Raw genomic sequence first — 15,946 nt, 5'->3', positions numbered from 1 at the left:
AGAAATTGATAATTGATGTTGCTTATTAACTAACCTATACTGCTTTCGATAAGTCTAAATATGCATATATGTAATTTTAGTACCTAACTATTGTACCAATGCTAGTATTTATTTTAGAATAAAGAGAGAAATGATAGGAATGGGGAAGAGCAATGGAAACAGAGGGACTTTTTTCACGGGAAATTAAGTTTTGGAAAAGTTTAATTTTCAAAATGATACTAGCTATAGGTATAAGTTTGTTTATTAGCTCGCATATCTCAGAATTTGTTAGTCATCAATTTGAAAAAGTAGTACATTTAAACGGCAGTGCAGGTGTTGCCATTAATACGTTTATTTCGTTATTTATTGGTACAGTCATTATTTCGTTATGTACGAGATATATCGTCCTAAAACGTGTAAAGCGTGTATTAAAGGCTATGACACAGGCGGCTGATGGTGATTTAACGGTACGCATTGACGACCGTTTCAAAGATGAGATTGGACAATTATCCACTGAATTTAATCATATGTTAGAGCAAATTGGCACGGTTATTGAAAAGACGAATAAAGCATCTGCGGATGTCTCGACTTATACAAAGGAATTTACAACGATTACAGAGCAAAGTAGTCACACGGTTGAAACCATTTCTGATGCTATTGGAGATATTGTTTCCAGTGCGGAAGGACAATTGAAGCAAATGGACCTTTTATCTGAATCCGCTAATCTAATTTCCAAAGATATGGACCATGCATCTTCTGCTGTACAGGCTGTTGCAGATATAGCGAATGAAACAAATCAAAAGGCTGATTTAGGTTTACAGCTAATTGAGCAAACGATTGATAAAATGAATACGATTAATGATTCTGTTCACCAATCAACAGAAGTTGTGAATGCTTTAGGTGAAAAATCAAAGGAAATTAGTACGATTGTCTCGTTAATTACAAGCATTACCGATCAAACAAACCTGCTTGCATTGAATGCATCTATTGAGGCGGCTCGAGCAGGAGAGGCTGGAAAAGGCTTCGCGGTTGTTGCGGATGAAGTTAGAAAGTTGGCAGAGGAATCTGGGAAGGCTGCTGACAATATTCGAACACTAGTGGATGATATATTAAACCAAACTTCCGGTGCTGTTTTCGCTATTAATAGTGGCACACAATATGTAGATGAAGGACGAGAGGCTGTTGAACAGACAGGTGATGCCTTTAAAAATATTGTGGAATATGTACAACAGATTAGCCAACGTACAACGGAAGTTACGGATATCGTATGGCGCGTTAATGAGAAGGCAAGCCAAACAGATTCTGCTGTAAAAGAAATTGTAGGTATGGCGAATGGCACATCTTCAGGTATGCAGCATATTGCTTTATCCATAGAGCAACAAAGTACTTCTAATGAGGAAATTGCGAGCGCGGCAAATGTCCTTCAAACGATGTCAAATGACTTACAAGCTGAAATTAGCCAATTTAAAGTGAAATAGAGAAGGAAAAAGGAGCATCTGATTTGTCAGATGCTCCTTTTTGTTGTGGATATTGTTCAATTGATAAACAATATTCCCTCGATTATTTAGATTCCTTGTCCGTATCTTCTGCTTTGTCTTCAGAATCTTCTTTAGCAGCTTTGTCTTCTGCTTTTTTAGCTGCTTCTTCAGCTGCTTTTGCCTGTTCTTCACTTGTTGTTGTGAAGAATTCTAGTGAATCTTTTAAATCTTTATCAGATGTTTTAACATTCGCATCTTTAGCCATTTTTGCAATGATATCTTTTAGAATAGCTTGAGCTTCACCTGTTTGGTTTAGTTTATTTAACATTGTTGAACGAATGTTTTCTTCTTCATCTTTAAATGCACCGACATCTTTTACATCACGCTTCTCCGTAATTTCAATTACATGATAACCAAAGCTAGATTTTACTGGCTCACTCAATGTATTTAATTCAAGAGCGTAAGCAGCATCGTTAAATTCATCTACCATTGCACCAACAGAGAACCATCCAAGCTCTCCACCTTTTTGAGCAGAACCTGTATCTGTTGAGTACTCTTTTGCTACATCCTCAAACTTAGCGCCGCCCTTAATTTTTTCAATGACTTCTTTAGCTGTTTTTTCATCTGCTACTAAAATATGACGACCATTAAGTTCTGTTTTCATTTGCTCGTAGTATTTTTTCACATCTTCTTCTTTAATTGCTTGATCTTTTAAAGCTTTCTCTTGAAGAAGTTGAACACGTAAAGAATCTTTAAAGCCCTGTTCTGTTAAGCCACTTTCAGCAAGTGCTTGTGTAAAGCCTTCACCAAATTGTGAAGCTGTTGTGTCATAAGCTTCTTTAATTTCTTTATCTGTTACTTCATATTTGTCAGCTAAAACTTTTTCAGTCACCAATTGTTGCATTACATATGAGCCTGTTAAAGCTTTTGCCTTTTCATTAAAATCAGCTACTGAAATATCGCCCACTTTAGAAGTAACGATGGCTTTGCTGTCTCCGCCGCTACAAGCACCAAGCGCTAATACAGATGCAGCTAGAGTTAAAGATAAAACTGTCTTTTTCATAGTGGATATTCTCTCCTAACATGGTTTCGTCCATTTTTTACTATAACATAAACGTTTTAAAAACAAAATGGTTCCCCCTTGAGTATTGCCTATATTTCAAATTTTGAAGCGCATAGGATATAGAAAAGAAAGGGGGTGAAGTTATGGGCAACGGAGGATACGGTGGCGGTGGCTACGGCTCAGGCTTTGCTTTATTAGTTGTGTTATTTATTTTATTAATTATCGTTGGTGCAGCGTTCCTATACTAATTAATAAAACAGCGAAAAGCTAAGAGCTCTAACTCTTAGCTTTTCTTAACAATGTTAGACATTCGCGCCGCATGCCTTAGATACTACCAATCTTCTTGGTTAGAAAAAGTTGTTGCATGGGGGGCTCGACTTGTTCTTCGAGCGTGCGGACGGGCGCGGATGTACTGTTATACTGCATATAAAATTTCAATATAGAATGAGACAAGTAATATGGTAATAAGTATATTTATAGTTCGGAATATTTTTGGTTGGTTTTCTTCGGGAATTTCACGTCGCATGCATAGAGCATATGTCATGCGGTTAATTTGAAATAAATAGAATACCGAGAATAGAACTACAATCATTAATAGCAAGTCTATTCCTCCCCTCTTTCAATAGTAATAGCATAACAAAGAACGTCATTAAAAAACAAGTACAAGCATTTAGTGAACGGTTGGTGGAACTAAAATTTCATAACCTTTAGGAGTTTCCTCTATTTGCGAATTTTTAGGTGAGTGCAAAAGGTATTTCACGTAAAGGATATCAATCAAACATAGACTACAATGATAGGCTAGCAGCAATGTACCATAATGTGTGTATGCCGGTAAAAGCCAAGTTCCTATTATAATACTTGTGTTTAGAATGATAAAAGGCGTAAGTAATGCTAAGATGTAACGATTTTTTGATAAAGGCTCACGAATACGCATGTGTAAAACTGGAATTATATAAAATTGAGTACGTACACGCAATTTTAAATGCTGGCGTAAATCGTATAGTGCCAGAAAATGTAAAAATTTATGAACTGGATAAAGTGTTAAGGCTGCTATGACAAAGAGCCAGAATAAACGATCTGTATAATGCTCCTCGTTGAATAAATTAAACAATACATACGAAACAGAAAAGACCGACAAAAAGGTAATAACACTCATTATAATAATACGCGTAGTACCGTAATGATGTTCTAGATTTAAAATTTTCCAACAATGCATGGCTTAGTATCAACTCCGAAATAGGAAGTGTCCTATTTAATGTAAATTGAATGATGTTAGAATGCAAGAAAAAGGAGGTATTTCAGAAATATTTCTGAAATACCTCCTTTCACATGATTTATTCCTGAATGAACAGTAGTATACCTCATTATGTTCAACTAATAAATAAGGGCAGGAAAAATTTTGTGCAGTTTGAAGCTTCGTCTTATCCTTTTACAGGTGTGCGTTCTTCTAGTGTGTCAAAGGAATCGCGGAAATGTTGGAAGGAACGTTCGAAAATATCGATGAAATCCTCACCATAAATATTACGAATAACAGCCATCACATCTAAAAAATCTGGGAAACGGCCATATAGATCTTTTAATGCTAGTGATCCTTCTAATACGGAATGATACGTATTATGGTAGTTTTTATTCATCTCTATAATGAGCTCTGTCCCAGTTTCAGTTAGCTCCACGTAAGTATTACGTTTGTCGTCATCGCGCTTCGAAAATTTAAGGAAGCCACGCTCTTCTAACTTTTTGGAGAAATTAAATGCGGTAGAAACGTGCATCACGCCAAATTTTGCTACATCTGAAATGGATGCTCCTTTTAAATGATATGAAATCCATAAAATATGGTGTTCATTAATATTTAGATCATAAGGTTTAATCCATTGTTGCCAATCTTTTTCTACCGCTTTCCATAGCGCTTTAGATAACTGTGCGATTCTTTGACTATAAAGCATCGCTTCTTTTTGTGTATATAATTCCTCTGACAAAGCCATCACCTACTGCTTTCTTTCACATTTTTAAAAATATTATAGCAGTAAAGAAAAAAAGTTTAAAGTTAGAAAAATTAAAAAATTGAAAAGTGGTTAAAAAATAATATTATAGTAATGATTTTTGATAAAAAAATAGATTTTTTACCATTCGAAAAGGACTTTAGTCGCTAACTTTTTCTTGTGGTTTTTTCTTATTTTCTGTAATTTGTGCAATGTTTTTCTCGATTTCGCTAATCGAATTCTGTAATGCATCTAATTCTTGTTGCAAATTATTTTTAGTTGGTTCGATTTCTTCAGTGAAAGTTGTAATTGTTTGTTTTAAATCATTTATTATTTGTGGGATATTATTTTTTACTTCAATTGTTAAAGTGTTGACAGATTGTTTAACAGTCCCTACTTGTTGTTTGACATCAAGGAGCATTCCTTTTGTCTGATCGACATTTTGTTTGACAGAAGCACGTAGCTGTTGTCCTGATTGTGGCGTTGAAAAAAGTACAGCGACTGTCCCACCGATAATGCCTGTTGTTAGTCCAAGTAAAAATGGTTTTGCTTTCATATTGATACCTCATTTCTAGTCATGTTTATCTACTATTAAACCATGAATTGTACAAATACAAAAAGAAAAAAGAAACTAGACGAGTGATTTACCATCACCGTTTAGTTTCTTTTAATTATTTTAAGTAAGTGTTTATGATATTTGAGAAATGGCTGTATTGAATTTAGAACGCTTCACTAATTTTGTGACAATGGGATAAATGACGGCAAAAGCAACGACATTAAATGCGACAGCTGGCAGGACAACGCCAATAAATAACATCGCAAACGTTGCACCAACATTTGCATTGAACACAAAAAGTGCTACGGCTAAAAAGACAGTTCCTGAAAGAATAGTTCCTAATCCAACTAAGATAGCTGATACAGCGAAATGATTTGCTAGTTTTTTGAGAATCAATAAAGCGGCTAAAAAGACAAAGCCTGTTACTGCTTTATCAATAATATTTGGGACAAGACCTGCTGGGAATGTTGTAAATAAACCTGAAAGTACGCCTGTTGAAAGCGAAAGTAAGAACGTTTCTTTCACAGTGGGGAACAATAAAATGCCAATAAACATCATTGTTAACATGAAATCAGGTTTCATGCCATTCACCATACCTGGTGTCACCACATAAAGGGCTGCACCGACACCTACTAATAATGCCATTAATACTAAATTTTTTGTATTCATCTGTATCTCTCCTCGACTAAGCTAATCTATTTGTCTCCTAACGTATCCTCTTGATCGTTAGCGAAACTTATTTGTGATTGTACGCCAAAATTTTTCAATTTGCAATACAGTTTTCTGAACATTTTAATGTTAATATATTACAAATGACTTATAGATTGGCTTTAATACTTTCTGCAACTTCGGCTAACTGCTCTGGTGAATATTTTTGAGTCTGCCAAATTAAGCCTAGTCCTTCTTTTTCATCGTAACGCGGAATAAAATGTAAGTGGTAGTGGAAAACAGTTTGTCCAGCGGCAGCACCATTGTTATTAATCGTATTCATACCTATTGGCTGAAATGCTGCTTTAATAGCATTAGCGATTTTTGGTGCAACTGCATATAGATTACGTGCTACATCCTCTGGCATTTCAAATAGATCTTGACAGTGATGCTTTGGAATTAATAATGTATGACCTTTTGCAACAGGTGAGATGTCTGTAAATGCATAGACATGATCGTCCTCGTAAACTTTGGTACTTGGAATAGATCCGTCAATAATTTTGCAAAATAGGCAATCGCTCATGAGAATTTCCCCCTTAACGTATATGTAAGTACATTCTATCATACTCAAACCTGTATCATTTGCTAATTTTTGATAAAATATAAAACAAGAAGAGGAGTGAGGATATGTCAGTATTAGAGGTACAGCATGTGACAGGTGGTTATACAAGAAAGCCTGTGATTAAAGATTTATCTTTTACAATTGGAAAAGGAGAATTAGTTGGCTTAATCGGCTTAAATGGAGCTGGTAAAAGTACAACGATTAAACATATTATCGGAACGATGTTGCCAAAGGAAGGGGACATTCGTTTAAATGGTGTGACATTGAAGGAAGATACGGACAAATATCGGACAGCATTTTCCTATATTCCTGAAACTCCTGTATTATACGATGAATTAACATTAAGAGAGCATCTAGAATTGACAGCGATGGCTTATGGGATTAATAGGGCAACCCTCGATGCTCGTTCTGAGGTGCTATTAAAAGAGTTTCGCATGGAGAAAAGATTAAATTGGTTCCCTTCACACTTTTCAAAGGGGATGCGTCAAAAAGTCATGATTATGTGTGCTTTTTTAGTGAATCCAAGTCTATATATTATTGATGAGCCTTTTGTGGGATTAGATCCACTAGGTATTCAATCATTACTAGATCAGATGGATGAAAAGAAAAAAGAAGGTGCTTCTATATTAATGTCTACGCATATTCTATCGACGGCTGAAAAGCATTGCGATCGAATTATTTTATTGCACGAAGGAAGAGTGCGAGCACAGGGGACGATGGCGGAATTGCGTCAATCATTTGCTATGCCGAATGCGACATTAGATGATCTTTATATTGCCATGACAAAGGAGCGGGACCATGAAGAATTTGCGTGATGTATGGTCCTCTCGCTTCATGCATTATATAGGAGAAGTACAAAAGTATATGCAATTTATTTTTACAGGGCATATTGCAATTGTACTTGTATTTCTTATTGGAGCAGGGGGCTACCAATATAGCGAATGGCTGAAAGTTGTCCAAACAGACTTTCCAGCAGAAATCGTCATAGCTGTTATGATAGGGATTTTATTGGCCTTTAGCCGTCCTACTACGCTGTTGAGAGAACCAGATCAAGTATACTTATTACCTTTAGAATCAAAAATGTCTCAATATTTTAGCAAAGCATTGGCTTGGACGTTCTGGTCCCAAGTATGGATTGTAGCGATTGTTTATATTGTATGTATTCCATTATTGAAAGCCGTAACGGCATTAACAACAACTGAAATATGGACGATCTTTTTACTTATCATTGTATTGAAATATATAAGTGTGCAAGGAGAATTCAGCTACCGATACAGTGAGCGAGGTCAAATGGTTTGGGTGGACAGGCTTATTCGAGCTGTCATATTCGGGGCTGTTTTATACATGGGGCTTCATGCTCAGCTAATACTAGCGGTAATAGCGACAGTTATTAGTGTGGTTTATATCATTATCTTTAGGAAAAAATCAGTTGGCGAACCTGTGCCTTATGAACATTTTGTCAAAATTGAACAGAATCGTATGATGAGCTTTTACCGTTTTGCTAATTATTTTACAGATGTACCTCATCTACACGGAAGTATCCGACGTCGACGCTGGATGGACTGGCTGTATAGATTTGTGCCATATGGTAAAGAGAATGCTCAAAAATATTTGGTGTTTCGTACCTTTGTCCGTACAGATGACCATTTCTATTTATGGCTTCGTCTTACGGCCATTTCGGGAGTCATCGCAGTTTTTGTTGATATTCCTGTAGTGACATGGATTGTTGCTGGTGCACTCAGCTTTGCGACCACAATTCAGTTAAAACAAGCCTTACTATCAAGTGGTGAATTTCGAATGGACATGCTCTATCCTTTACCAGAACATGCCCGCCAATTAGCTGTAAAGCAAACTGTCCGTTTAGCAATGGTTACACAAGCTATTATTGTTGGTTTATGTGCTATCACACAGCCAATGTTTTATTTAGCCATTGTCATTGTTATTGTAATTAGCGAATTAACAGCAAAAATTTCCAAATAAATAGATTGTAGCTGATAAATTGAAAAGCTCATTTTCCAATGCTAGTATTCGGAAAATGAGCTTTTATTTTATCTACTATTCTGTATCCTCATTTGGCATAGCACTATAAGTTGTTACATAAGAAGCTGCTGAAAAGATATTTTGCTGGCTTACACCTGATGAATCATCTCTTTTAGCATGTGCAGATTCAAAGGCTCTAGAGCTCTTCCATGCTTCAAATGAATGTGGTCCATTCCACTGCGTCATGACAATGTAAGTATCACTCTTGATCGGACGTAATAAACGGAACGCCACAAAGCCAGGCTCATTTTCAATGGCGCGTGAACGCTCTAAAAAGCGGTGTTCGAAAACAGGTCGTCCTTCATCTGTCACAGGAATATTATTAAATACAAAGAAGCCTCGTTCCTCTAATTCATTTACTGAATCCAGTACCTCAAATTTACGTGGTGTCGCAAAAACTGTCTTTCCTTCTGTCTCATGAATCAGTACAGAGTTTCCATCCCCATGAATTAAAATCATATGCTCATTTGGATACTTATTTTTTACCTGTTCTAAAAAATCACCAGTGCCAGAAGTTAAATAAATATACATCAATTTATCCTCCTTACGATCTTACTAATTATAGCGTGATTATACCCTTTTCAGCGTAAGTCTAACGCTCTGTTCAAAAAGAATCTGCCGAGAAAGAACAATTTTATGACATTTCACTAGGAAAACTATACAATTACGGAGGAAGCGTTTACTATTGGAAACGGATATCAATAATAAAGGAATAAACAAAACATTTTTTAAGACAATTTTATAGTATGAATTTATCGAGGGGAAGGAACTATTCATGACAACTTTTAATGATACACTCCTGCGTGCTGCACGTGGAGAAAGGACAGCACACACGCCAGTATGGTATATGCGTCAGGCAGGACGTTCTCAGCCAGAATACCGTGCCATTAAAGAAAAATATTCCTTAGAGGAAATTACACATCAACCTGAGCTATGTGCATATGTCACTCGTCTACCTGTAGAAAATTATAATGTCGATGCAGCCATTCTATACAAAGATATTGTGACACCTCTTCCGGGGATTGGGGTAGATGTAAAGATCAAAGCAGGCGTTGGTCCTGTTATTTCAAACCCTATCCAATCAGTAGCAGATGTAGAAAAATTAGGTGAATTCAATGCTAATGAGCATACACCGTTTGTATTAGAAACAATCAAGATATTGGCAGAAGAGCAATTGAATGTTCCTTTAATCGGTTTTGCTGGAGCACCATTTACACTTGCAAGCTACATGATTGAAGGCGGCCCTTCAAGAAACTATAATAAAACAAAATCATTTATGGTATCAGAGCCACAAGCTTGGTTTGCATTAATGGATAAACTAGCTGACATGATTATTGCAGATGTAACTGCTCAAATTAAAGCTGGTGCAAAGGCAATCCAAGTATTTGATTCTTGGGTAGGAGCCTTAAATGTTGAGGATTATCGTGTATTTATTAAACCAATTATGACTCGTATTTTTGCAGAGCTGCAAAAAGAAAATGTGCCACTCATTCAATTCGGTGTCGGTGCGAGCCATTTAGCAAAGGAATGGAATGATTTACCGATTGATGTTGTAGGCTTAGACTGGCGTTTGCCAATAAAAGAAGCGCGTGCGAATGGTATTACAAAACCGGTACAGGGTAACTTAGATCCATCCCTTTTATTAGCAGATTGGTCAGTCATTGAGAAACGAACAAAAGATATTATTGAACAAGGTTTAGAAATGCCAGGTCATATCTTTAACCTAGGACATGGTGTTTTCCCAGAGGTTGACCCAGATATCTTAAAACGTCTCACTACACTTATTCATGAATACAGTGCACAACAAATTCAAGCTCGTTCTTAATAGAAGTGAATTAAATGTGAAAAATATGTCCCTTTCTACATAGGAAATTTTATTTTCCATATAGAAAGGGAGCTGTCCAATATTAAAGATTGGGCAGCTTCTTTTTGTCACATAATGTATGAAAACATAAAACAATTTTAGAGGTGAAAAGGGTAATGAAAGAAGTTAAAGGCTTATTGGTAATGGCATACGGAACACCTTATAAAGAAGAAGATATCGAACCTTACTATACGCATATTCGTCATGGACGTAAACCTTCGGCAGAGCACTTAGAGGATTTACGTAGCCGCTATGAAGCTATCGGTGGTTTATCTCCATTAGCTGCGGCGACACAAGCACAAGCTGAAGCCCTATGTGCACGTTTAAATGAGGTGCAGGATGCTGTAGAATATAAATTGTTTATTGGCTTAAAACATATTCATCCATTTATTGAAGATGCAGTAGAGCAAATGGTGGCAGAGGGCATAAAAGAAGCGGTTTCTATTGTTCTAGCCCCTCATTTCTCTACGTTCTCTATTAAGTCTTATAACGGTCGTGCGGAAGAGGCAGCAGGAGGTCGCTTAACGATTACTTCTGTAGAATCTTGGTATGATGAGCCGAAATTCATTGAGTATTGGGAACAACAAGTAAATGATACATTTAATGCAATGCCACAAGAAGAACGTGAAACAGCTTGTTTAATTGTGTCAGCACATTCATTGCCTGAAAAAATTAAAAACTTGGGCGATCCGTATGAAGATCAATTAATTGAAACAGCACGTCTTATTCAAGCTGCGACAGGTCTAAAAAATGTAGAGGTTGGCTGGCAATCAGCAGGCCAAACACCAGAGCCTTGGATTGGCCCAGATGTTCAAGATTTAACACGTGAGCTATTTGAAGAAAAAGGCTTCCGTTCATTTGTTTATACACCAGTAGGTTTTGTAACAGAACATTTAGAAGTGTTATATGACAACGATTTTGAATGTAAAGTTGTTTGTGATGAACTTGGCGCAAAATACTATCGCCCAGCGATGCCAAATACACACCCATTATTTATTGATGCGATGGTAGATGCGATTCATAAAAAATTAAGCTAAGCGAAAAGAAAGTGATGATGTTGGTGACTCAGAAAAGACGAAAGGTAGTTGTCGTAGGCGGTGGCATTACAGGCCTTACAGCCGCATTCTATATGCAAAAAGAAGCAGGCGCAAAAGGATTGCCATTAGATATCGTACTTGTCGAGTCGTCATTACGTCTTGGCGGAAAAATTCAGACCTTAAGAAAAGATGGTTTTATTATTGAGCGTGGGCCAGAATCTTTTTTTGATCGTGAAAATTATGTTAATGATTTAGCAAAGGATCTCGGGATTGAACAGAAATTATTGACAAGCAATGCAGGGCCTACTTATGTTGCTGTTGGTAGTCAGTTATATCCAATACCTAGTCATCTCTTGTCAGGAGAGACACCACATATCTCATCCTTTATAGCATCAGGTCTGTTTTCACTTAGCGGTAAAGTTCGTGCGGCTGGGGATTTTTTCATCCCTCGTTCTGCACAAGATGACGATCAGCCGTTAGGCGCGTTTTTTAGAAGAAGATTTGGTTCTGAAATAGTAGAAAATCTAGTAGAACCATTACTAGCAGGAACATTTGCAGGGGATATTGAGCAATTAAGTATGAGCTCGACTTTCCCGCAGCTTTATAGTTTAGAGCAAAAATATCGGAGTTTGTTGATTGGCATGAAAAAGTCAGGAACAAATTTCTTAAGCAATCATCATATTGATGAAAACAAAGGGATTTTTCAAACCTTTAGTAATGGTCTTGAAACACTCATTGAAAGTATAGAAGAATCACTACTTCCTGGGACAGTCATGAAGGGTGTCAAAGTAGAAGAAATAGAGCATGGCAAAGATGGATCAGTTCAAGTAATGCTCAATAATTTCTCACATATAAAAGCAGATGCTGTTATTATTGCTACTCCCTTTAATATGGCAGAAAAAATGTTTAGTAAGCATAATCTGTTACATGAATTGGGAACAATGAAGGCTGCAACGATTGCAACCGTTACAATGGCCTTTAAAAAGGATCAACTTGGTGATCTAGATGCCCTTTCATTTTATGTCTCTCGAAATAGTGATTTTTCAATCACTTCTTGTACATGGATGAACAGAAAATGGCTAGCTACCACACCAGACGATTATGTACTATTACGTAGTTATATTGGGCGAGTGGGAGATGAAGCGATTGTGGCACTATCTGATACTGAAATCGAAAAAACGGTGCTACAGGATTTAAAGAAAACGATTGGCATAGATGGGGACCCTCTAACGACAGTGGTTACACGTTGGAAAAATGCGATGCCTCAATATACAGTTGGACATGAGGCGAAAGTTCAACGTATAAAGCAGGAATTACAAGAACATTTTCCAAATGTCAAGCTTGCAGGAAGCTCATTTGAGGGAATATCAATTCCAGAATGTGTGCAGCAAGGTAAACATGTTGCAGATGAAGTATTAATGGAAATGTTTAAATAATAGATGAAAAATAGTACAAACATGCATAACAAATGTTTGTGCTATTTTTTGTTTTTTGAAAAAGAAAAAGCAAACCACGATTTCGTAGTTTGCTTTTTCCACTTGCTTCAAATAGTGATGACCATCTAAATCTAAGAAATTCGATGACATGACCAAACGATACCACCAGAGTTAGCACCACCTAGTGTAAGACCGATTGTCAAACCATTGGCTTCATAGAACAGATCGATAGTGTCTCCAGCGTTTAATTGTACTTCTCCTGCCAAAGTTACCGTTCCATTTCCAAGAACCGCACGCAATGTTAATATGAGCGCGACGTTTACGTTTAATACAGGGAATAAGCCACTGATTAAATTCGTAGTAGTATTTTGTCGTATTGCAAATGAAGGGTTTATTCCACCCCCTAAAGTGACACTAATAGCCGCTGTAGTAGAGTAGTTAATGGTCGCTTCAAAGGAATATCTACCTGTAGTTGGTACAGTGAATATTCCAGTTGTTGGATTGAAAGCAGGCGTTGTAAAGTAAGGTGATGCTACACTCCAGTTAGTGATGGAGGTAGAAGCATTAACAGCTAAAGTATTTTTAAATGCAGAGAATCCTTCTGTAAACGCTGGTCCAGTAGGTCCAGTAACCCCAGTAGGTCCGGTAACCCCAGTAGCTCCAGTAACCCCAGTAGCTCCGGTAACCCCAGTAGGTCCGGTAACCCCAGTAACCCCAGTAGGTCCAGTTACACCGGTAGGTCCAATATCTCCAGTAGCTCCAGTTATACCAGTAGGCCCGATATCCCCAGTAGGTCCAGTAACGCCGGTAACGCCAGTAGCGCCCGTAGCTCCGGTAACGCCAGTAGAGCCAGTAACCCCGGTAGGCCCGATATCCCCAGTAGAGCCAGCAGTACCAGTAACCCCGGTAGGCCCGGTAACGCCAGTAGAGCCAGTAACGCCAGTAGAGCCAGTAACGCCAGTAGAACCAGTAACGCCAGTAGGTCCGATATCCCCAGTAGCGCCAGTAGCACCAGTAGGTCCAGTAACACCGGTAACGCCAGTAGCGCCCGTAGCTCCGGTAACGCCCGTAGCTCCGGTAACGCCAGTAGCGCCAGTAGTGCCAGTAACCCCAGTAACGCCCGTAGCTCCGGTAACCCCAGTAGCTCCAGTAACACCAGTAGCACCAGTAGGTCCAGTTACACCGGTAGGTCCAATATCTCCAGTAGCACCAGTAGGTCCAGTAACGCCAGCAGTACCAGTAGCGCCGGTAACCCCGGTAGGCCCGATATCTCCAGTAGGCCCTGTAACCCCAGTAGCGCCGGTAACCCCGGTAGGTCCGATATCTCCAGTAGGCCCTGTAACCCCAGTAGAGCCAGTAACCCCAGTAGCTCCAGTAACCCCAGTAGCTCCAGTAACGCCAGTAGGCCCGATATCCCCAGTAGCTCCAGTTATACCAGTAGGCCCGATATCCCCAGTAGCGCCAGTAGGTCCAGTAACCCCGGTAGGTCCGATATCCCCAGTAGCACCAGTAGGTCCAGTAACCCCGGTAGGTCCGATATCCCCAGTAGCGCCCGTAGTGCCAGTAACCCCAGTAACCCCAGTAACGCCCGTAGCTCCGGTAACCCCAGTAGCTCCAGTAACACCAGTAGCACCAGTAGGTCCAGTTACACCGGTAGGTCCAATATCTCCAGTAGCACCAGTAGGTCCAGTAACGCCAGCAGTACCAGTAGCGCCGGTAACCCCGGTAGGCCCGATATCTCCAGTAGGCCCTGTAACCCCAGTAGAGCCAGTAACCCCGGTAGGTCCGACATCCCCAGTAGCACCAGTAACCCCGGTAGGTCCGATATCCCCAGTAGCACCAGTAGGTCCAGTAATCCCGGTAGGTCCGATATCCCCAGTAGCACCAGTAGGTCCAGTAATCCCGGTAGGTCCGATATCCCCAGTAGCACCAGTAGGTCCAGTAACCCCGGTAGGTCCGATATCCCCAGTAGCACCAGTAGGTCCAGTAATCCCGGTAGGTCCGATATCCCCAGTAGCACCAGTAGGTCCAGTAACCCCGGTAGGTCCGATATCTCCAGTAGAGCCAGTAGCCCCAGTAATGCCCGTAGCTCCGGTAACGCCAGTAGCTCCGGTAACGCCAGTAGAGCCAGTAGAGCCAGTAGAGCCAGTAGCTCCAGTTATACCAGTAGGTCCGATATCCCCAGTAGAGCCGGTAACCCCGGTAGGTCCGACATCTCCAGTAGGCCCGGTAACCCCAGTAGAACCAGTAACGCCAGTAGGGCCAGCAGTACCAGTAACCCCGGTAGGCCCGGTAACGCCAGTAGAGCCAGTAACCCCAGTAACCCCAGTAACCCCGGTAGGTCCGATATCTCCAGTAGAGCCAGTAATGCCCGTAGCTCCGGTCACCCCAGTAGCCCCGGTCACCCCAGTAGCCCCGGTAACGCCAGTAGAGCCAGTAACCCCGGTAGGCCCGATATCTCCAGTAGGGCCAGTAACCCCAGTAGAACCAGTAACCCCAGTAGAACCAGTAACCCCAGTAGAACCAGTAACGCCAGTAGAACCAGTAACGCCAGTAGCGCCAGTAATGCCCGTAGCTCCAGTAGGTCCAACATCTCCAGTAGGGCCAGTAACTCCAGTAGATCCAATATCCCCAGTAGCCCCAGTAGCCCCAGTAACCCCGGTAGCCCCAGTAACCCCGGTAGGCCCGATATCTCCAGTAGAGCCGGTAACGCCAGTAGCCCCAGTAACGCCAGTAACCCCGGTAGGTCCGATATCTCCAGTAGCGCCAGTAGCCCCAGTAACGCCAGTAGCCCCGGTAGGCCCGGTAACGCCAGTAACCCCGGTAGGCCCGATATCTCCAGTAGAGCCGGTAACGCCAGTAGCCCCAGTAGCCCCAGTAACCCCGGTAGGTCCGATATCTCCAGTAGCGCCAGTAGCCCCAGTAACGCCAGTAGCCCCGGTAACGCCAGTAGGGCCAGTAACCCCAGTACTACCTGTAGGTCCAGTTATCCCCCCAGTAGGTCCTGTAGGTTTTACAGGCCAAATTGGACAACTGGGAATAGGTCCAGTTTTGCAACAACAAGGGTAGGAATGACACTTAGTGCAAACTCTATCTATAAATTTTCCAAAATGCATAATCTCACCTCCTCTCTCAAATATCGTATTCTGCACAATGATAGAGGAGGTAGACACATATCTACTTATTAAAGTTATTTATAGATTCGTTGCAACTACGCTTAAAATAGTAGAAGGTTTTCTATATC

Annotated in this window: 16 protein-coding genes; 7 read left to right on the top strand and 9 right to left on the bottom strand. The window is 40.0% G+C overall.

The features are described 5' to 3' along the window. The first annotated feature begins 152 nt into the window (after positions 1-152). Positions 153-1,457 carry a HAMP domain-containing methyl-accepting chemotaxis protein gene (locus tag MHI04_RS18555; RefSeq protein WP_058843257.1) on the top strand — a complete coding sequence of 435 codons (1,305 nt, stop codon included), beginning with the start codon at positions 153-155 and terminating at the stop codon, positions 1,455-1,457. 82 nt (positions 1,458-1,539) lie between these two features. On the opposite strand, the gene MHI04_RS18550 is transcribed toward MHI04_RS18555, so the two are convergent. Continuing rightward, positions 1,540-2,520: a peptidylprolyl isomerase gene (locus MHI04_RS18550; protein ID WP_089933897.1), complete on the bottom strand. Its 981-nt coding sequence runs from the start codon at positions 2,518-2,520 to the stop codon at positions 1,540-1,542. 143 nt (positions 2,521-2,663) lie between these two features. Here MHI04_RS18550 and MHI04_RS18545 point away from each other — a divergent pair, with 143 nt between their 5' ends. Next, positions 2,664-2,768 (top strand): YjcZ family sporulation protein, encoded by a 105-nt coding sequence (locus tag MHI04_RS18545; protein ID WP_004230765.1) that lies wholly within the window; start codon positions 2,664-2,666, stop codon positions 2,766-2,768. Between the two features lie 167 nt (positions 2,769-2,935). Here the strand turns inward: MHI04_RS18545 and MHI04_RS18540 are convergent, their stop codons facing one another. From MHI04_RS18540 to MHI04_RS18515, 6 genes are all read right to left on the bottom strand, one after another. Then, positions 2,936-3,121 (bottom strand): hypothetical protein, encoded by a 186-nt coding sequence (locus MHI04_RS18540; RefSeq protein ID WP_008173337.1) that lies wholly within the window; start codon positions 3,119-3,121, stop codon positions 2,936-2,938. Positions 3,122-3,190: 69 nt separating this feature from the next. After that, positions 3,191-3,736, bottom strand: a complete 546-nt coding sequence (locus tag MHI04_RS18535) for a DUF3267 domain-containing protein (protein WP_036118042.1) — start codon at positions 3,734-3,736, stop codon at positions 3,191-3,193. A 205-nt stretch (positions 3,737-3,941) separates the two neighbouring features. Continuing rightward, complete coding sequence (locus tag MHI04_RS18530) at positions 3,942-4,502, bottom strand: HTH-type transcriptional regulator Hpr (protein WP_036117418.1); 561 nt, start codon at positions 4,500-4,502, stop codon at positions 3,942-3,944. Between the two features lie 157 nt (positions 4,503-4,659). Next, positions 4,660-5,055: a YtxH domain-containing protein gene (locus tag MHI04_RS18525; RefSeq protein ID WP_036117416.1), complete on the bottom strand. Its 396-nt coding sequence runs from the start codon at positions 5,053-5,055 to the stop codon at positions 4,660-4,662. 132 nt (positions 5,056-5,187) lie between these two features. Beyond that, positions 5,188-5,724, bottom strand: coding sequence for a tryptophan transporter (locus MHI04_RS18520; protein ID WP_036117414.1), 537 nt, complete (start codon positions 5,722-5,724; stop codon positions 5,188-5,190). Positions 5,725-5,872: 148 nt separating this feature from the next. Beyond that, positions 5,873-6,286 (bottom strand): HIT family protein, encoded by a 414-nt coding sequence (locus tag MHI04_RS18515; protein ID WP_036117412.1) that lies wholly within the window; start codon positions 6,284-6,286, stop codon positions 5,873-5,875. Positions 6,287-6,390: 104 nt separating this feature from the next. Between MHI04_RS18515 and MHI04_RS18510 the strand changes: the two genes are divergently transcribed. After that, positions 6,391-7,140 carry an ABC transporter ATP-binding protein gene (locus MHI04_RS18510; RefSeq protein ID WP_036117411.1) on the top strand — a complete coding sequence of 250 codons (750 nt, stop codon included), beginning with the start codon at positions 6,391-6,393 and terminating at the stop codon, positions 7,138-7,140. Then, positions 7,124-8,305 carry an ABC transporter permease gene (locus tag MHI04_RS18505; RefSeq protein WP_058843259.1) on the top strand — a complete coding sequence of 394 codons (1,182 nt, stop codon included), beginning with the start codon at positions 7,124-7,126 and terminating at the stop codon, positions 8,303-8,305. Before MHI04_RS18510 ends, MHI04_RS18505 begins: the two co-directional genes overlap by 17 nt. Before the next feature lie 75 nt (positions 8,306-8,380). On the opposite strand, the gene MHI04_RS18500 is transcribed toward MHI04_RS18505, so the two are convergent. Next, positions 8,381-8,896: an antibiotic biosynthesis monooxygenase gene (locus tag MHI04_RS18500; protein WP_036117408.1), complete on the bottom strand. Its 516-nt coding sequence runs from the start codon at positions 8,894-8,896 to the stop codon at positions 8,381-8,383. Positions 8,897-9,140: 244 nt separating this feature from the next. Here MHI04_RS18500 and hemE point away from each other — a divergent pair, with 244 nt between their 5' ends. The 3 genes from hemE (at position 9,141) to hemY (ending at position 12,702) form a co-directional block, all read left to right on the top strand. After that, positions 9,141-10,190: a uroporphyrinogen decarboxylase gene (hemE, locus tag MHI04_RS18495; protein WP_342535087.1), complete on the top strand. Its 1,050-nt coding sequence runs from the start codon at positions 9,141-9,143 to the stop codon at positions 10,188-10,190. A 155-nt stretch (positions 10,191-10,345) separates the two neighbouring features. After that, positions 10,346-11,266: a ferrochelatase gene (gene hemH / locus MHI04_RS18490; RefSeq protein ID WP_058843261.1), complete on the top strand. Its 921-nt coding sequence runs from the start codon at positions 10,346-10,348 to the stop codon at positions 11,264-11,266. Between the two features lie 14 nt (positions 11,267-11,280). Continuing rightward, positions 11,281-12,702 carry a protoporphyrinogen oxidase gene (gene hemY / locus MHI04_RS18485; protein WP_058843262.1) on the top strand — a complete coding sequence of 474 codons (1,422 nt, stop codon included), beginning with the start codon at positions 11,281-11,283 and terminating at the stop codon, positions 12,700-12,702. A gap of 131 nt (positions 12,703-12,833) precedes the next feature. On the opposite strand, the gene MHI04_RS18480 is transcribed toward hemY, so the two are convergent. Further along, entirely contained in the window at positions 12,834-15,818 is a 2,985-nt protein-coding gene (locus tag MHI04_RS18480; RefSeq protein ID WP_342535086.1) for a collagen-like protein, read from the bottom strand. Positions 15,819-15,946 lie beyond the last annotated feature (128 nt).

The sequence above is a fragment of the Lysinibacillus sp. FSL K6-1151 genome (assembly GCF_038630755.1).
In the GTDB taxonomy this organism is placed as follows: domain Bacteria; phylum Bacillota; class Bacilli; order Bacillales_A; family Planococcaceae; genus Lysinibacillus; species Lysinibacillus fusiformis_D.
The sequence above is the reverse complement of the archived record's forward strand: the minus strand, read 5'-3'. Positions and strand labels throughout refer to the sequence as shown.